Source organism: Ostreibacterium oceani, assembly GCF_009362845.1.
Classification (GTDB): Bacteria; Pseudomonadota; Gammaproteobacteria; order Cardiobacteriales; family Ostreibacteriaceae; genus Ostreibacterium; species Ostreibacterium oceani.
The window spans coordinates 204,478-223,564 of the sequence record NZ_WHNW01000002.1; the positions used below are offsets into that span (position 1 = coordinate 204,478).

The window sequence follows — 19,087 nt, forward strand, 5'->3', positions numbered from 1 at the left end:
AAATTCACAACCATTCAAACTCACAACCGCCCAAACTCGTAAGCGCCTCATCAATTAAGCGCTATTTTGTCGCAAGTATCCTTGTAATAAACTGGCTAGTGCAAGCAGCGAATCCATATGCGTTCGTTCATAGCCATGCGAACCATCGACTTCAAAACACGCCAGCGCACACCGTATATCATGACCCGCCTCAATTGCGGCCGAGGCATCGCTGCGGTAATAACGAAAGACATCACGAGAATAAGCGATGCCCAGACGCTGACAAATCACCTCTAACTGCTGAGTTAGCTGTCTGTCGTAAGGCCCTGATGCGTCTTTGTAAACCAGCGTAACACCACCATCGCACGTATTTTGCTTGCAATCGGCTGTACTGATATCAATTGCAAGACACTCTTTTATCGTCGGTGAAATGGCATGCTGTGCGCCCGTGCCGATTTCCTCAGATACCGTAAAGATAATGTCGCACGGCTGAATGGCCGCTTGTGCGCTAGACTGCTGTGCTTGTTGTTGTGCCTGGGTAGCCAATATCGCCAAAACAACCGCAACCGCCGCTTTGTCATCGAGGTGGCGTGCATTGATAAAGCCGTTGTCTGTGAACTCAGGCACGCTATCAACGGCAACCACGTCGCCTAACCGAATACCCAAGGCAACCACATCAGTTTTTGAATAAATTCGTTCGTCCAATCGCAGCCGTAAATTATCCCAGCCAACTGGCTGACTATCGACAGCATGGGCATACACATGACCAGAAGCCTTTTGTGGCAAAATCGTCCCACGGAAAACACGCTGATCTGAAATCAAACTAACGCGCGCGCCTTCGGCAAATCGCGCCGACCAACTCCCCAGCATAGCCAGCCGCAGCGTTCCATCGGCCTCTATCTCGGATAGCATCGCGCCCAAAGTATCTACATGCAGCATTATCGCACGACTAACACTGGCATTAACCTCATCTGTTTTTGGCGGGCCTCCTACGCTAGCGATAACCGCACCACGATTCGTTACCCGATAATCTACCGATAGCGTGGCTAGTTGTTTACATAAATAAGCAACCACTTCGCCTGTATAGCCTGTTGGGCTAGGGATGGCCAGTAATTCAGTAAGGTACTTGCGAATAAGATTGTCTATTGTCATGCCGATGAAGTCTCCAATTGGCTAATGAATCACGATATTATTTAGCGACTTGTAAAAATTGATTATCAAGGGTTGCGGCGTGTTTTTCCATGTATTGGTGCAAAAAAGTCATATGCGTTGAGATTAAGCGCCTCGTGGTCTCAACGTCTTTTGCCCGCATCGCCTCTAGCAGGAGCAACTGATTATCAAACCCTTTGCGCCGCAGATGGTCATCAAAATCGCTTTGCTGTAACTGTACAGTAGTCAGCTCTTTGAGCATCGTATGCAGATAACGACAGTAAAAACTCAATAGCACATTCGGACATTTTTCCACATAAACATCATAAAAATCAATACTTCTCACCAGCTGCTTAAACCATTCTTTGCGATTTTGCGCAGGAAAACTATAGTCACGCATAATGGATTTTGCCTGCTCAATATCCTCGGCATCAAGATACGGGATTGCGCTGGCAGCCAACTCTGGCTCGAGTAATTTTCGCAACTGATACACATCCGCCATCGTCAATGGATGAAAATAAAAATAATGCCCTAACGCTTCCAAAGGCACATTCATATTTTGTTCAGCGACAAAACAGCCGCCGCCTGGTCCTGTTTTCGTTTGAATGATGCCCTGAGCTTCCAAAACGCGCATGGCTTCTCGAATGGTGCCTTTACTGACGCCATAATGCTCGATTAACGCCTTTTCGCCTGGCAAACGGTCATTTGGGGCTAAGGAATTTTCAACAATCCAAGTCTTAATTGCATCAACCACCACCGTGGTTCGTCGCATAGCTAACGCAGGCTTAGGTGACTCAGTGTATTTTGTCATTGACTTAATGCGTAATAACTCATGAATAAATAATAAAAAACCTAACCAACCGATTGATTCAATGGGTAATTGCATAACACGACGTGCGCGGCTTTTTCCGACCCACATTGTAGCTGATTTGGGGTGCTTTTAACACAATCCATTTGTTTATACGCACATCGCGGCGCAAAAGCACAACCTGGCGGCGGAGAAAGCGGATCAGGCAGCTCGGTCACTGTTTGTTCACCCGTAATGCCTTTTTTACCTGGCACGGGCGCTGAAGAAAGTAATAATTCAGTATAGGGATGCGCTGGTTTTGCAAAAACTTGTCGCGCTTCGCCACCCTCAACAATCGAACCAAAATACATGACAACCAGTTTGTCACAAATCGCCTCAACCACCGCCAAATCATGGCTAATAAACACATAAGTCAAATTAAACTGCTGTTTTAAATCAGCTAACAAATTGAGTACTTGGGCTTGAATAGAGACATCCAATGCCGATACGGGTTCATCAAGCACAATAATCTCAGGCCTTGCAGCCAATGCGCGCGCAATGCCAATTCGCTGGGCTTGCCCCCCTGAAAACTCATGCGGATAACGACTGAGGAATTCAGGACGCAAATTAACCGTTTCCATTAGCATCGCCAACTCGGATTTTATTTGCTTTGCATCCAATCCACGCAATTTTTTCAGGGGCACTTCTAATGACTGCGCAATCGTTTTTCGTGGATTAAGCGAGCTATTGGGGTCTTGAAAAACATACTGAATTTTACGCGCTAACGCTTGCTGGCCGCTTGCATGTAAATCCAGTATATCCTCGCCACCAATCATAATTTTTCCCGCAGTCGGTTTATCCAGCCCGACCAACATACGAGCCAGTGTTGATTTCCCACACCCTGACTCACCAACCACCCCCAAAGTCTGCCCTTTTTCTACCGACAACGACATGGATTTAACCGCATGCACCACTTGTTTTGGCTTGCCCAAAAAAGACGTTGAAATCACAAATTCTCTGGAGACATTTTCTGCCACTAAAATAGGGTTCATTCGCTTCCTCCTTCTCCGACTGGGTAAATACAACGCACTAATCGGTGATTGTCGATACTTTCTAACCCGATAGCGGCTTCTTGGCACTGCGGCATAGCACGGTCACAACGCGCTGCAAACGCACAGCCCTTTGGTAAGTCATTTACCACGGGCGGCATACCTGGAATGGGTCTTAATTTTCGTGATGACTGCCCTAAAATAGGCACACACTCAATTAAGCGCTGGGTATAAGGGTGTTTTGGACTATCTAACACTGCATCAACCGCACCATATTCAACGATTTTCCCAGCATACATCACCGCAACATCATCACAAATTTCAGACACGACGCCAAAATCATGTGTGATAAAAATCAACGCGGCATTGCGTTCCGCCTGCAAGGCTTTGAGTAGTTTAATCACCTGCGCCTGGACAGTTACATCTAAAGCGGTCGTTGGCTCATCAGCAATAATGACATCAGGATCATTGCTCAGCGCCATAGCAATACCAACTCGCTGTCGCATGCCGCCTGATAGCTCGTGCGGGAAAGCTCGCATTCTTGCATTGGCATTAGGTATACGAACACTTTCTAATAACGCAATAGCTTTGTCGTGCGCCGCTTTTCTAGATAGGCGTTGATGCGTTTGAATGGCTTCGATTAACTGCTCACCAATGCGCTGCTGCGGGTGCAAGGTTGCCAAGGGATCTTGAAAAATACACGCAATTTTTGCCCCGCGAATTTGCCGCAACGCTTCATCCGATATTTGCATCAAATCAACAGGCTCACCGTCAGACACCTCATTAATAGATGCTTTATCCGCCGTTAATTTTTGTTTATTAGACGGCGCAAACCAAACCCTGCCACCCACAACCTCACCTGGCGGCGAAGGCACCAGCCCCAATAAAGACATCGCTGTCACCGATTTTCCAGAGCCCGATTCACCCACAATACCGATGCAACGCCCCGCAGCGACTTTAAAACTGACATCATTAACCGCACGGTAGACACTATTCCCAACGTAAAATCGCGTATCCAACCCGACAACATCTAGTACGTTGTCAGTCTGCCCATCTGCATCAGAAGCTAAATCAGAGACCAAATTACTTGGTGCAACGTCTTGCGCTGCATTGGTTTGATTTCTACCGTCATCCTGTAAATCAGCATGTAACGGAATATTGACTTTTGTTCGGCTTGCAGGACGCGCCAGCGCACCCGATTTCAACCGCGGATCTAATACATCGCGAATCCCATCACCGAGCAAGTTCATACTCATAACAATTAAAAAAATCATAATACCTGGAATAATCGAGACATGAGGGGCATTTAGCATCTGTTTTCGGCCTTCGCCTAACATTGAGCCTAAATCCGCCTGCGGTGGCTGCGCACCTAAGCCTAAAAAGCTCAGCCCCGCCGTTTCTAAAATCATCCAGCCAATCGTCGTCGACATCGTAATAACAATAATAGGCAGCACATTTGGTAAAATTTCGGTCGCCAAAATACTGATATGTCCTTTGCCTGATAGCTTTGCCGCTTCAATAAATTCCTTATGCGCAATGCCCAGCGTTACCCCACGAATATTGCGCGCAAAAAACGGAATATTCACTACGGCAATCGCATACAGGGCATTCATCAACCCAGGACCTAAAGCCGCCACGATAGCTAACGCCAATAAGATATAAGGAAAGGCCATCAACATATCGATACCTCGCATTAACAGGTTATCAACATACCCACCAAAGTAACCCGATATAATACCTAACAAACCACCCACCAGCGCTGCAACTAAAGTAGCCGAAATACCCACTAACAGACTAACGCGTGTCCCCCAAATCAACCGTGATAATACATCGCGCCCCAAATGATCCGTACCAAGCCAGTGCCCATCCGAAAAAACAGGCAACAATCGATTAGCCAGCTCGCCTTCGTTTGGATTTTGTAACGGTAAAATCGGGGCTAATAGCGCCACCAAAATAACCAGCACCAGCACCACTAAACCCATTGTTGCCAAGTGGTTTTTGCGCAGCAATCGCCAAGCAGTCGGTCGCCCAGACGCGGACTTTTTAGCGGGTGGATGGTTGGGTTGTTGCGTCACTGTTGTCATGATTGCTTCTCCATCACGTTCTTAACCGTGGGTCTAAAATATGCTGCAAAACATCAGCAAACAAATTAAATAAAACATAGCTAGCCGCCACAAACAACACGCCGCCCTGCACTAGCATAATGTCGCGCGTTGAAATGGCTTTGACCAGCATACTGCCGATTCCAGGCCATTGAAACACGGTCTCGATATAAACCGCGCCACCCAAAACAAACCCAGCCTGAATACCAATAACAGGGACGATGTTGACGAATGCGGCTCGAAAAGCGTGGCTTATGATGACACGAGATTCTTTGACGCCTTTGGCCCTTGCCGTTCGAATGTAATCTTGGCGCAGGACTTCTAGCATATTCGAGCGTGTCAACCGCGCGACAACCCCCGTTGCCACAATGGCTAAGGTAATACTTGGTAATAATAAGTGCCGCAACAAATCAGGCAAGTCACCGCCACCATAAATCGAATACATATTACTCGCGGGCAACACCCCGAGCTTAACCGAAAAAATCCAGATCAAAATCAGCCCCAACCAAAACGAAGGCACCGAAATACCAATTAGCACAAAAAAAGTCAGTATCTTATCCGTCCATCCATATTGTCGAATTGCAGAGAAAACACCACCCACGAGACCAAAAATAATGCAAATAAATAGCGATGTACCCGCCAAAATTAATGTCGCATTAAAGCGTTCTAGCACCTCATCTAATACAGGCCGATTGAGACTATATGAGCGCCCCAAATCGCCTTGCAGCACATTGCCCAGCCAGATAACATACTGTACTGGCAACGGCTTATCTAACCCGTAGTCTGCGCGTAATTTGGCGACATTTTCATCCGTTGCAAAGGCACCTAATTGCGCAGTTGCCGCATCGCCCTCAATCCGCGACATGATAAAAAACACGATAATAGACAGCCCTAGCAAGACAGGGATTAAGGCGAACAGCCGTTTTAACGTATAGCGGAATATGGCATGACCAAAAAGGCGCTGTAGCATAGCAATGACTCCTCTGGATATTCACAAAATGGGTGGATAACTAAATTTGGGCAGTAAATTAGGGCAGTAATTCGGGTACTCAATAAGGTACTCAACAGGACATTAAATGAAAAACCGAACAAAAAACAGGCACCTGTTAATTTGCCAATAAAAGCGCGTGCCCACAACGCATGTGAGTACGCGCAATCAATCGCAGTTACTTACTCACCTCATGCAACAACAAGAAAAACGATGGTTGTAGCTTGAAGTTTTTAACGGCTGAACTCGTTACCGCGTTTTGCTTCCAGTTCGCAACAAATGCCCATGGCGCATCCTCATAGACGACTTCTTGCATCGTTTTATAGAGCGCTGCACGTTTTTCTTGGTCGGTTTCTTGGCGTGCTTGCGTGAGCAATTCGTCTACTTCGGCATTTGAGTAATAACCCGAATTAAAACCACCGCCTTCGCCAGGCCACGCTTCTGTTCGTAACGTCAAATACGGTAGTGTATCAGGATCGTTTGTCATCCACGCCATTTGCGCCATATCCGCCTTGCCTTCAAGACCTGGATTGACTTTACCTAAAAACGTATTCCATTCGTAGGTTTCAATGTTGACCGTTAATCCAACTTTTGCTAAATCAGACTGAATGGCTGTCCCCATGGAAATAGGGTCTAGCATACCAGAACCACCTTCGGTTACATAAAACGTCAACTCTGCACCTTCATGACCTGCTTCTTTAATCAATGCGTTGGCTTTTTCAGGGTCATAGGGATAAGGTGACAGAGATTCGTTGAACGCCCAAGCAAACGCAGGGGCAATAGGGCCTGCCGCCACTTCGGCTGTGCCTTGTAGAATATTGTCAACCAGTGCTTGTTTATTTATGGCATAGTTAATTGCTTGGCGCATCGCTTTAGACTTAAACGGGCCTTCTTTGGTATTGAGAATCAAAAACCACAAGTGCGGGCCTGCTTGCTCATGAATCACATAATTATCTGAGCCTGAAAAGTTTTGCAGATTATCGGGCGGAACCTCAACCATAATATCAATACCACCAGACAACATCTCCGCTACGCGCGTATTGGCATCGGTAATCGGGCGAAAAATCACCGCTTCTAGCGCGGGTGCACCACCCCAATAATTTTCATTGCGCGTCAATACGACTTTAGAATTACTCTCCCACTCGGCAAACTGGTAAGCACCAGTCCCCGATGGATTGCGCCCGAAATCTTTGCCGTGTTTCTTAACCGCCTCAGGAGACACAATCAACCCTGTTGGATACGCCAAATTAGATAAAAAGGGGGCGTATGGCTCCGATAATTCAAATTTAACGGTCAAGGGGTCAACCACGGTGACGTTGTCAACCGAGCCAAAGAAAAAAGACAATGGAAACGGACCCGTATCATGCTGCGGATGGTTTTCATCTAGCATACGGTCAAAGTTAAATTTAACGGCCTCTGCATTAAATTCGCTGCCATCATGAAACGTCACCCCTTCTCGCAAGGTAAAGGTATACGTTTTACCATCATCGCTAATGGTCCATGATTCGGCCAATGCTGGCTCAACGGATAGCGTGCCATCTTTATAGCGCACCAACCCATCATAGGCGTTAACGAGTATTCTAAAGTCATTCACCGCGGTTACGGTGGCAGGGTCCAGTGATTTCGGTTCGGCGATCTGACCGACAACAAGGACCTCTTTGGGTATCTGTGCCTGTACCAAACTCATCCCGCCTATCGTCATCGTCACGACAACCGCGGTTAAGGTTTTTTGAACTATTTTTCTCAACATTATGATTCTCCTACGGTATTAAATTGGTGGTTTGTGTTAGTGTTTATATCTATCAAATTCTGCTATCAATAAAAAGCATAAAAGAAATTTGTATTACCCATACTATCATGATAAATTGTATTTTTAAACTAATTATTAATGATAAATTAAATCACGATGACATTTTCGATTATCGCCTATGACACCAATACCGATACCATCGCGGTCGCTGCCGCCACGGGCAACTTGTTGGTCGGACAATTTGTGCCACATTGCATTCATGGTGTTGGCGCTGTTGCCTCACAAGGTCGCACACCAAACCCTACACTGGTCTGGCAGTGCCTACAACAGTTGGCCAAAAACGCTGATTTACAAGACTTTCAACAGACCATTGGGCGCACCATCACCGATAACCGCCTCAACCAAGGCGCACAAATTACCGTGATGAATCGACATGGCCAAAGCTGGGGCTATACGGGCATCGATAATTTACCTGAAAAAGGCATCTTAATTGACGATCATGTTGCAATCTCAGGCAATTGGCTCAGTCATGACGGGGTGCTACCGGCCATATTAAACGCTTATCAACAAAACATAGCGCGTCCATTATTTGACCGCCTAATAAGCTGCCTAACCAGCGCAGATGAAATCGGTGGAGATAGTCGCGGCTTATTTTCAACAGCAATCAAAATGGATGACGGCAATCATTTTCCAATTGATTTGCGCGTTGATTACAGCCAAACCCCTATCACCGACCTGCAAACGCTCTATCAAAAAACACAAAGCAGCACCTATCAACAATTTTTACGCAGCCTACCCAAACAAACTAACGCCCCGTTAAAACGCTTACTCAAAGGAAACCCTTAATGAATATTGATACCCATTTTGATTTTGATTTTGATTTTGATTTTGATTTTGATTTTGATTTTGGCCAACTCACGCTAGAGAGAATCAACGCGGCCGCACGGTGCACGACAAATGCCGACACCAAAAACTTCGGTGTTACTCGGTTATTTTTAACGCCAGAGCACCGTGCGGTGCTTAAACTACTCACCGAATGGATGCAAACGGCAGGCATGTCAACGACACTAGATGATGCTGGCAATCTACGAGGTTACTACTACAGTGACAACCCACAAGGCAAAACACTGATTATCGGTTCGCATATCGACAGCGTTAAACAAGGCGGTAAATTTGACGGCATCATGGGTGTCATTCTAGGCATCAGTTGTATCCAGGCACTACATGACAGCGGACGCTCGCTACCATACCACGTCATGATTGCCGCCTTCGGCGATGAGGAAGGCAGCCGTTTCCAAGACTCAATGATCGGCAGCAAAGCACTGGCAGGCGGCTTTGATTCGACATCGCTTGCTAGGGTTGACGAAAATGGCATTACCATGGCAGAGGCCATGACAGCATTTGGGCTCAATCCAGATAATATTCCCGCTTGCGCGCTAGACGCCCAATCCATACTGGGCTACCTAGAAGCGCATATCGAGCAAGGCCCCCTATTAGCGCAACACAACCTACCCGTCGGCATCGTCACTGCCATCACAGGAATAGAAAGGCAAGCCATTGAAATAATAGGTGAAACAGGGCACGCTGGCACGGTGCCCATGGATAGTCGCCAAGACGCACTGGTCGCAGCCAGCAAAGCTATTGTGGCGATCGATACCTACTTAAAACAAACCACAGACTTAGTCGGCGTCGTTGGTGAAATTAGCGCAGCGCCTGGCAGTGTGAATGTTATTCCAAACCGAGTACAGTTCTCATTAGAATTTCGCTCCCCTGAAACACGAATTCGCCAACAAGCCAGCGACCATTTTCAAGCACAATTCAAAGCGATTGCTGACGAAGCCAACGTCAAAATTACCGCAAAAACAGTCTATCAATCTGAGGCAACCACCTGCGACGCGTCTTTGAGCCAAGCCCTCGCCGCAGCAGTTAAACGCACTGGGCACAACCCCCTTCACTTATTTAGCGGCGCGGGGCACGATGGTCAAGCAATGGCCAAACTGACACGCATTGCCATGTTATTTGTCCGCTGCAAAGGCGGTATCAGCCATCACCCTGATGAGTCTGTTAGCCAAGAAGATTTGGATGTCGCTGGACGCGTTATGCTTTATTTTCTACAGCAATACCAACCAGCATAAGCATAACACGCCCAGTTAGGCCCAGCCACGCTGGTCGTATTATCGTTGCAGCACTTGGTAAATATCTGCAAAGGTTGGGCGGTTATTGATGCTAATCGACAGATGAGCCAGCTTTGCAATTTCACTCGCTGAAATCACGCCACGAATTAGCCCGTTGGGCTTGTCAATGACTAGACAGTGGTGCTTACCTTCTGCACTTAAGGCATCAATCACATCAGAGACGCTTGCTTGAGCTAGCTCTTCGTAGCTGATTGCTTTGCAATTTTTTCTTGATTCCATTAAATCGCTCACGCGAATTTCGTCCCGCTTCAGCCCGCGATTAACTTGCTGCATCACCAAAGTCCCTGACAAGTCAGCCCGACTAATCAGACCCACTAGCTCTTCTTGCTCATTGACGACTAGACGCAACGTCGTATGGCTTTTTTCCATTAAAGTCTGCGCTTCATCTAGTGACGCATTGGATTCGATCATGATGGGACGATACCGCGTAAAATCGGTAAAAATATCTAACGCACTAGAAGACAAATTTGATTGAGAGTTTTCCTCAGGTTTTGTTAGATGATATATATTATCAACGGGATAAAATTTTAACTTAATAGGCTGGCTCATGCTTTACTCCTCTACATAAAACGCGTAATGATTAAAGTGTTATTATACCTTAGTCGCTATCGTTGTGCTAATTTGCTACCGACAACCGACTACTAACCAAGCACTAACCAACTACTATCCAACTTACTAGACACCCAGCTTATTTTATCCCAGCTACGCTAGCGTAATCAGTAACTCATTCACCGTAATTGATTGCCCTGCTTTGACCCATACGCTTTTGACGGTGCCTGAAACAGGTGCAGAAATGGTTGACTCCATTTTCATCGCCTCTAAGCTCAGTAATTTTTGTCCTGCGCTCACGGCTTGCCCTGCCTCGACCCAGACATTAACGACCATGCCTGGCATTTGCGAGGCGATTTGTTTGGGGTCTTGCACATCGGCTTTTACAAAAGCCGTGCTAACCGCTTCAATCGCCGCATCCGATACGATAATTTCTCGCGCCTGACCGTTTAACTCATAAAAAACTTTGCGCTGCCCTTTGTCGTTCACCTCGCCCACCGCGATGAGCTTAATGATTAGGGTCTTGCCTTGCTCAATATCAACGGCAATCTCTTCACCGATGGCCAGCCCATAAAAAAACACGGGCGTCGGCAATAGGCTAGTGTCACCGTAATGCTTTTGGTGGGTATAAAAATCCTCGCTGACCTGCGGATACATCAAATGCGACAAAATCGCTTTTGTGCTGGGCGCTTCACCAATTAATGCATTAAGCAATGCTTTTGATTTTGCAAAATCAGCAGGCGCTAGCAATGCACCCGCCCTTTTTTCAAGTGGTTTTTCGTTTTTTAGTATCGCGCGCTGCACCGCCTCGGGGAATCCTTGGTAAGGCTGCCCCATTTTGCCACTGATTAAATCCTTAACCGACGCTGGGATTGCCAATTGCTGGGATGCATCGATTATATCCGCCTCAGTTAATTCATTTGCCACCATAAATAACGCCATATCGCCGACGGCTTTTGAGCTAGGCGTTACTTTAACAATATCGCCAAACAGTTGGTTAACCCGTGCATACATTTGGCAAACCGCTTGCCAGCGATCCGCCAAGCCTAAGGAAATCGCTTGCTGATAAAGGTTAGTATACTGACCACCTGGCATTTCGTGTTCGTACAAATCCGTTGTGGCGGGGTAACTTTGGCTATCAAACGGCGTATAAAAATCTCTGACACAACGCCAATAATCGGCAATTTTATCGACTGCCTCACCACGCAACCCACTCCCCCTGGGGTGCAATCGCAACAGCTCCACCAAACTATTTAAATTGGGTTGCGACGTATTCCCCGACATCGGCGCCATTGCCGCATCGACAATATCAACGTCGGCATTTATCGCGCTTAACAGCGTCGCACCTTGCATACCATTGGTATCATGGGTGTGCAAATGAATCGGAATCCCAATCTCTTGCTTAAGTGTTTTGATTAACAGCGTGGCCGCATCTGGCTTTAGTAGCCCTGCCATGTCTTTAATCGCGAGTATATGCGCCCCCATTGACTCCAAAGACTTAGCTAAATCGACGTAATATTGCAGCGTGTATTTTGTGCGTTTGGGGTCAATGATGTCACCGCTATAACAGATTGTGGCTTCGCAGATTGCGTTAGTTTTTTGCACACTTTCCATCGCCATCTGCAAATTAGGCAGCCAATTCAGTGCATCAAACACACGAAATACATCAATGCCTGCGTCTGCCGATTCTTGGATAAAGGCATCCACTAAATTATCGGGATAGTTGGCATACCCCACGGCACTAGAAGAACGCAATAACATCTGAAATAGCACATTGGGGACTTTGGCACGCATGTCAGTCAAGCGTTGCCAAGGACATTCTTTTAAAAACCGCATCGCTGTATCAAAGGTCGCCCCACCCCACATTTCTAACGAAAAAAACTCAGGCGTCAATCGCGCATAAGTATCAGCGATAGCCAGCATATCATGGCTACGTAATCGGGTTGCCAGTAACGATTGATGCGCATCGCGCAGGGTTGTATCGGTAATAAAAACCTGTGGCTGCGACAGCACCCACTGACTAAACGCTTGAGGCCCTTGCGCGAGTAGGCGTTGCCGCAGGCCATCTGGTATCTCAGCAAGGCTGGCTTGAGGCAATTGTGGCATCTCAACCGCATGTAGGCGTTTGGATTTTGGCTTATCCACTACCGTTGGATTGCCATTGACGATAGTTTCTGATAGATAATTTAACAACTTGGTGGCACGGTTTCGCTTAGGTGGAAAATCAAACAGTTCAGGCGTTTGATCAATAAACCGTGTTTTACATTCCCCCTGAATAAACGTATCGTGTGCCAACACCTTGAGCAAAAAAGGGATGTTGGTTTTGACACCACGCACACGGAACTCTTTTAACGCACGCTCCATCCGCTGGATTGCTTCTTCAAAGTGTCGCCCTCTTGCGGTAACTTTTACCAATAATGAATCATAAAATGGGTACACTACGGCACCAGAAAATGCGGTCCCTGCATCCAAACGAATGCCAAACCCCGATGCAGAGCGGTAATGCTCGATGCGCCCATAATCTGGCATAAACTGATTTTCAGGGTCTTCGGTCGTCACTCGGCACTGTATCGCCATACCGTGGGTGGCAATTTGCTGCTGATTATCGATACCAATCGCATTGTGTGAGAGTTTTTCACCGCTAGCGATAAGAATCTGGGCTTTGACAATATCTAATCCCGTCACCTCTTCGGTCACTGTATGCTCAACTTGAATACGGGGGTTGACCTCGATAAAATAAAACTTATTCTCTACATCATCGACCAAAAACTCAACCGTGCCAGCGTGGGTATAGCCAACTTGATGACCTAAACGAATCGCTGCGTCACAGATTTGTTGCCGTAACACACTATCCAAATTCGGTGCAGGGGCAATTTCAATCACTTTTTGGTGGCGGCGCTGCACCGAGCAATCGCGCTCGAATAAATGCACCAAGTTACCGTGTTTATCGCCCAATAACTGGATTTCAATATGGCGGGCTTTTTCGATAAATTTTTCGATAAACACCGCAGCGTTGCCAAATGCTTTTTTGGCTTCTGACTGTGCCTCTTGTAGCTGCTGCGCTAGCGTGTCTTCGCTACGCACAATCCGCATTCCGCGTCCGCCACCGCCGTGTGCGGCTTTGATGAGCAGCGGATAGCCTTGTACCGCCGCAATAGCCTTAGCATCAGCAAAATCAATCACGGCTGCTTTACTGCCTTCTAGCGTCGGCAACCCCGCCGCTTGTGCGAGTTGGCGCGCACTGACTTTATCCCCTAATGCTGTCAATACGCTAACCTCAGGCCCAACAAAAATCAATCCATTGTCAGCACACGCTTTGGCAAAATCAGGGTTCTCGGATAAAAAACCATAGCCTGGATGGATGGCATCCACGCCGTTTTCTTTCGCGATTGCAATAATCGCATCAATCGCTAAATAGTTTTTTATGGGTTCGCCTGGCTGACCAATTTGATAAGCTTCGTCTGCTTTAAATCGATGCAATGCGTAGCGATCTTCGTAGGTGTAAATGGCGACCGTTTTAATCCCTAATTCGGTTGCGCTGCGAAAGATACGGGTGGCAATTTCACTGCGGTTAGCCACGAGTAATTTTTTAATCATATAGACACTCTCCGAAACCACTGCGCTGGCAATTAGCGCAGCTGGCATTAAACTTATCAATTTTTCCTTAGCTTACGTCAATGCTAGCACAATATAATTGACTGGCAAGACAGCAAAGCAAAGCGTGTCGTTTTCACTACGATTTGCGTATCGAGAAAATGTCGGTTGCGCGATTTTATGCGCCAACGTTATTGCGCGCCAAACGTTATTGTGCAAACAATAAACAAACAGCGTGTGCGGCGATACCTTCTCGGCGGCCTGCAAAGCCTAATTGTTCTGTCGTTGTTGCTTTGATATTCACCACGCTATCAACCAAGCCTAAATCCATCGCAATATGGTGCCGCATAGCCGAAATATAGGGTTGCATTTTGGGTGCCTGTGCAACAATGGTGGCATCAACATTACCAACGCGATACCCCTGCTGGCTAATTTTGTCATTGACTTGGCGTAATAACTCACGGCTATCAATCCCCGCATAACGCGCATCATCATCAGGGAAATGAGACCCAATATCACCCAACGCAGCCGCACCCAACAACGCATCACAGATTGCGTGCAGCAACACATCGCCATCAGAATGCGCGACAAATCCCGATTCAAACGGAATCGAGACCCCACCAATAATCAGTTTATCGCCTACGCCAAAACGGTGTACATCAAATCCATGTCCTATTCGCATTATTTAATCCTCACTCGGGTGTTTTAACCAACTTTGTGCAAAAACCAAGTCTTCTGGTACGGTGATTTTTATATTTTGGCGACTGCCTAAAACAACCTTTGGGCAAAGCCCTAAGCCTTCAACCGCTGCGGCTTCATCGGTAATTTGGCTGCGGTCGCAATCGATTAACGCTTGCATTAACAAGCCAAAACGAAACATCTGTGGCGTTTGCGCCAAAAAAAGCGATTCTCGATTTAGTGTTTTTTCAATGACATTTGCCTTTGCCTGCTTGACGGTTGCGGTAATCGGCTCTGCCAAAATCCCGCCGACCTCATCCGCCACCAGTGTTTGATACAACCGTTCAATATCTGTCGCTAACACGAGTGGCCTAGCGGCATCATGCACCATCACCCAATCTTCGCTGAGGGCATCAAGTGACGCAAGCGCCTTTAACCCCGCAAAAACCGAATCGGCACGCGAAGCACCACCCGTACAGGTTACCACCCCGACCACCTCGCTAGGCAAGGTATCTCCTTTGGGTAATACCACCACCGTATTTAGCGTATGCTGATATTGACTTGCCCATTCCTGAAAACGCGATACCGAATGCCCCAATAGACTCAGACCATTGAGTTGCAAATATTGCTTTGGTTGCTCAGACTGCATGCGCTGACCTGTGCCTGCCGCTGGGATAATGAGATTAATTTTTGCCATAAAGCGTCATCAATACTCGTTGGTAAACTTGGGTCAGCCGCGGTAAATCATCGATTTTGACGCACTCGTCTACTTGGTGAATTGTCGCATTGACTGGCCCGAATTCCACCACCTGCGGCCCAAATGGTGCGACAAAACGTGCATCACTCGTCCCACCGCCTGTCGATAACTTAGGCGACTGGCCTAATACTGACTGACAAGCCGCTTGCATCGCTTGCGTCAAGTCACCTTCGCGGGTTAAAAACGGCTCCCCCGCCAATTCATGATACAAATCGTAGGTGTAGCGCTTGCCAGTATTGGTCGCGAGCGTTTGCAGCGTCTCTGCGACCAAGGTATGCACGCGTTCGATAATTGTCTCTGCGCTTAACTGGTTAGAGAAGCGAAAGTTAAATCGGATGGTTGCCTCTCCTGGGATAATATTTGACGCGCCGGCACCGCCAGATAATTCCCAAATTTGTTTACTCGTTGCAGGAAAATATTCATTGCCTTGACACCAAATTTCATCCGCTAAACGCGTAATCACTGGGCCTAAGGCATGAATTGGATTTGCTGCCAAGTCAGGGTAAGCCACATGCCCCTGCTGCCCCAAAATAGTCAAATGAACGTGCATAGAACCACGCCGCCCATTTTTTATGGTATCGCCAAGCACCTTGTCCGATGAAGGCTCACCAAAAATCACATAATCCATATTCACGCCGCGCTCGACTAAATACGGCATGAGCTGTTTAATACCATCATGCGCGGGACCTTCTTCGTCGGCGGTGAGCATGATAGCGATACTGCCTTGGTAATCAGGATATTGGGTTACAAAATTTGTCGCAGCAAGACACATTGTCGCAACGCCGGCTTTCATGTCTGCCGCACCTCTAGCATACAGATAGCCACCGCGTTCTGTTGGTGCAAAAGGTGGCGTTGTCCATTTTGACAAATCCCCTGGTGGCACTACATCAACATGCCCCGCAAAGACCGTTAATGGCTGACCATTACCATGTACGGCCCATAGATTCTTTACCGCACCAAAGGTGACGATTTCTGTTTGAAAACCAAATTCAGATAAATAGCTTTCTATTACGTCAAAGCAGCCCGCATCATCAGGCGTAACCGATGGTTTGTCTAACAAGTTCAGGAGTAATTCTTTTTCATTCACAGGCTAACCCAATGGAAAACAGCTAAAAAAAACCACAATTAAGATTATGTCTTAGTCTTAATGCGCATTAATTTAAATTTTTTATTGAATTCAGTCAGTCGACCATGTTAGGATAGCTAAAACAATAAAAAAATCATATAATCACTTTATTATAAATCTAACCCTAAAAGAAAGCTATGTTTGGTGCGACACAACAACAAGAAAATAACCAGCCCGTCCTTGCCGCTCGTGATATCTATAAATCATTTGGTGACCTACAAGTACTCAAAGGGGTTTCCTTGGATGCGTATCGGGGTGATGTCATTAGTATTTTGGGGTCTTCGGGCTCTGGCAAGTCTACCTTTTTACGCTGCATTAACTTGTTAGAGCGGCCTGAGTCAGGTGACATCATACTCAATGGTGAATCCCTCTTATTCAAGAATGGACGCTACGGTAGAGAGGCGGCCGACAAAAAACAACTGGCACGTTTTCGTACTAATTTGGCCATGGTATTCCAAAGCTTTAACTTATGGTCTCATTTGACCATTATGGAAAACATGATCGAAGCACCAATACAAGTCCTCAAACTAAAAAAAGCGGATGCCATCGACCGTGCACAAGCCTTACTGACCAAAGTCGGTATGCTAGAAAAATCTAACCACTACCCGATTCAATTATCTGGCGGCCAACAGCAACGCGTCGCGATTGCGCGCGCCTTGATGATGAATCCTGAAGTCCTGTTATTTGACGAACCCACCTCTGCCCTAGACCCCGAACTCGTTGGTGAAGTCCTGAAAATCATGAAAGACATTGCGCTTGAAGGCTCAACCATGATTATCGTCACCCACGAACTTGCCTTTGCCCGCGAAGTTTCGGATCAGATTATTTTTTTACACCAAGGGAAAATCGAAGAAGCTGGCACGCCGCATCAGTTTTTCCATGAAACGCAATCAGAGCGCGTCAAACAATTTTTGTCTAATAACCTCAAAGGGTAGCCTTGATTACGTCAAAGGTTAGCCGTTGATTACACACCGATTACGCGTTGATTCCTCACTGATTGCGCACAATTAAACAATTAAGCCGATTGCGGCGATACCTTTTCTGACCCCTGCCCCGACACCTGACCCAGCGGTTTAGCGACCCGCCAATAAAACAGCACCAAAGCAAGTGTCACGACAATCGCAAATCCTTGTAGCCAATTCCACCCCAGCAGCTGTAACAACATACCTGCAGACAGCGCACCCATTGCCGAAAAAACACCAACCACCAAATCATTAATGCCTTGCGCTTTGAACTTAATCGCCCCTTCAGAAAACAATTCCCCCACAATATAAGACGCAGCGGTATAAAGGATATTCCAAGCCAACCCCAACGCAATGAGCGAAATTGCAAACGTGACAGCGGTTTGATTCGCAATAAATACCACGCTGGCGAGGCATTGAAAGCCAAATCCCAGTATGATAAATCGCCGCACACCCAAATAGGTGAGTATTTTCATATTAAACAACGAAGGGAAAAACATCGCGAGCACGTGCATTTGGATATAATAAGTCACTGAGTTAAAATCAAATCCTTGGATTTTCATCTGTATTGAACTGTTGATCATAATCATATTCATTAATCCATAAGCAATACCGCCGCAGGTAATTGCAAACAAAAAAACGGCGTTTCCTTGTAACGATGCCTGTCGTGTGACGGGCGGCGTTACCGCTGCTTTTGATGTCGATGCTTGCGTCACTGATTGAATACCTTCATCACTGGGCAGGGGGTTGGCTTGATAACGCACAAACGGGATAAAAACAATCAACAGCGTGAGCAACATACCAATCACACCGATGGCCAAATACACACCAATATACGGGTTCATGCCAGCCAACAGGCTGCCGACATTACGCGAGATGAATGGCCCGAGCAAGGCCGCAAATGTGCCACCAAACACCACAACAGATAGGGCTTTGGCGTGTAGTTTTTTGGGCGTCAAATCCAATGCGGCAAAACGAAGCAATGCACTATTTGCTAAAAATACGCCGACTAAAAAATGGGCTGCACACAACAGGACAAAACTACCTTTGGCCACACTGACTCCACCCAAAACAGCCGCCAAAACGAGCAACAAACAAGCCCCGATGATAATAGGCTTTCGTCCAAAATGCGCCTGCAACGCAGACGAACCAAAGGCCGATAACATCACGCCAATAAATTGCAACCCATAAGGCAACGTCGCCCAAAATAAATTCGGCGCCAGTGCCGCACCAATCAACCCAGAAACCGTCACAGAAACAACCGCGACAGTCACCCCTAAACCATAACACAGCATAAGCCAATAGACCGAAGGGTTCATATTAATTCCTGATAATTACGCAGATTCCCCTGCATGATAACAACCGCCACAACATCGCCATAACACCGCCATAACAACACGACAACAGCGATAGCAGCCCCAC

15 protein-coding genes are annotated in these 19,087 nt (G+C 46.8%); 3 read left to right on the forward strand and 12 right to left on the reverse strand.

The window, feature by feature from the left end; genetic code table 11:
* Nucleotides 1-54 precede the first annotated feature (54 nt).
* From GCU85_RS02520 to GCU85_RS02545, 6 genes are all read right to left on the reverse strand, one after another.
* Nucleotides 55-1,131 (reverse strand): osmoprotectant NAGGN system M42 family peptidase, encoded by a 1,077-nt coding sequence (locus GCU85_RS02520; protein WP_152809027.1) that lies wholly within the window; start codon nucleotides 1,129-1,131, stop codon nucleotides 55-57.
* A gap of 37 nt (nucleotides 1,132-1,168) precedes the next feature.
* On the reverse strand, nucleotides 1,169-2,014 hold the full coding sequence (locus GCU85_RS02525; RefSeq protein WP_218110484.1) for a FadR/GntR family transcriptional regulator: 846 nt from the start codon (nucleotides 2,012-2,014) through the stop codon (nucleotides 1,169-1,171).
* A complete protein-coding gene (locus GCU85_RS02530) occupies nucleotides 1,981-2,967 on the reverse strand; it encodes an ABC transporter ATP-binding protein (RefSeq protein WP_152809031.1) in 987 nt (328 codons plus the stop codon). The genes GCU85_RS02525 and GCU85_RS02530 overlap by 34 nt, the downstream gene beginning before the upstream one ends.
* Complete coding sequence (locus GCU85_RS02535) at nucleotides 2,964-5,048, reverse strand: dipeptide/oligopeptide/nickel ABC transporter permease/ATP-binding protein (RefSeq protein WP_152809033.1); 2,085 nt, start codon at nucleotides 5,046-5,048, stop codon at nucleotides 2,964-2,966. Before GCU85_RS02535 ends, GCU85_RS02530 begins: the two co-directional genes overlap by 4 nt.
* A 13-nt stretch (nucleotides 5,049-5,061) precedes the next feature.
* Complete coding sequence (locus GCU85_RS02540) at nucleotides 5,062-6,036, reverse strand: ABC transporter permease (protein WP_152809035.1); 975 nt, start codon at nucleotides 6,034-6,036, stop codon at nucleotides 5,062-5,064.
* Between the two features lie 196 nt (nucleotides 6,037-6,232).
* Nucleotides 6,233-7,756, reverse strand: coding sequence for an ABC transporter substrate-binding protein (locus GCU85_RS02545; protein WP_407944964.1), 1,524 nt, complete (start codon nucleotides 7,754-7,756; stop codon nucleotides 6,233-6,235).
* Nucleotides 7,757-7,960: 204 nt separating this feature from the next.
* Here GCU85_RS02545 and GCU85_RS02550 point away from each other — a divergent pair, with 204 nt between their 5' ends.
* Nucleotides 7,961-8,650, forward strand: a complete 690-nt coding sequence (locus tag GCU85_RS02550; RefSeq protein WP_152809039.1) for a DUF1028 domain-containing protein — start codon at nucleotides 7,961-7,963, stop codon at nucleotides 8,648-8,650.
* Nucleotides 8,650-9,939: an allantoate amidohydrolase gene (locus GCU85_RS02555; RefSeq protein WP_152809041.1), complete on the forward strand. Its 1,290-nt coding sequence runs from the start codon at nucleotides 8,650-8,652 to the stop codon at nucleotides 9,937-9,939. Before GCU85_RS02550 ends, GCU85_RS02555 begins: the two co-directional genes overlap by 1 nt.
* A 39-nt stretch (nucleotides 9,940-9,978) precedes the next feature.
* Here GCU85_RS02555 and GCU85_RS02560 read toward each other — a convergent pair whose 3' ends face one another.
* The 5 genes from GCU85_RS02560 to dapE form a co-directional block, all read right to left on the reverse strand.
* Nucleotides 9,979-10,548, reverse strand: a complete 570-nt coding sequence (locus GCU85_RS02560; protein WP_152809043.1) for a CBS domain-containing protein — start codon at nucleotides 10,546-10,548, stop codon at nucleotides 9,979-9,981.
* A 153-nt stretch (nucleotides 10,549-10,701) separates the two neighbouring features.
* Complete coding sequence (locus tag GCU85_RS02565) at nucleotides 10,702-14,193, reverse strand: pyruvate carboxylase (protein WP_152809045.1); 3,492 nt, start codon at nucleotides 14,191-14,193, stop codon at nucleotides 10,702-10,704.
* 157 nt (nucleotides 14,194-14,350) lie between these two features.
* The gene (ispF, locus tag GCU85_RS02570) at nucleotides 14,351-14,824 is read right to left on the reverse strand and encodes a 2-C-methyl-D-erythritol 2,4-cyclodiphosphate synthase (RefSeq protein WP_152809047.1); all 474 of its coding nucleotides are present in this window, start codon (nucleotides 14,822-14,824) and stop codon (nucleotides 14,351-14,353) included.
* A 3-nt stretch (nucleotides 14,825-14,827) separates the two neighbouring features.
* Entirely contained in the window at nucleotides 14,828-15,517 is a 690-nt protein-coding gene (gene ispD / locus GCU85_RS02575) for a 2-C-methyl-D-erythritol 4-phosphate cytidylyltransferase (protein ID WP_152809049.1), read from the reverse strand.
* The gene (gene dapE / locus GCU85_RS02580; protein WP_218110485.1) at nucleotides 15,504-16,664 is read right to left on the reverse strand and encodes a succinyl-diaminopimelate desuccinylase; all 1,161 of its coding nucleotides are present in this window, start codon (nucleotides 16,662-16,664) and stop codon (nucleotides 15,504-15,506) included. The genes ispD and dapE overlap by 14 nt, the downstream gene beginning before the upstream one ends.
* A gap of 176 nt (nucleotides 16,665-16,840) precedes the next feature.
* Between dapE and GCU85_RS02585 the strand changes: the two genes are divergently transcribed.
* A complete protein-coding gene (locus tag GCU85_RS02585) occupies nucleotides 16,841-17,638 on the forward strand; it encodes an ABC transporter ATP-binding protein (RefSeq protein WP_152809051.1) in 798 nt (265 codons plus the stop codon).
* Between the two features lie 80 nt (nucleotides 17,639-17,718).
* Here the strand turns inward: GCU85_RS02585 and GCU85_RS02590 are convergent, their stop codons facing one another.
* Entirely contained in the window at nucleotides 17,719-18,984 is a 1,266-nt protein-coding gene (locus tag GCU85_RS02590; protein ID WP_152809052.1) for an MFS transporter, read from the reverse strand.
* Between the last annotated feature and the right edge of the window lie 103 nt (nucleotides 18,985-19,087).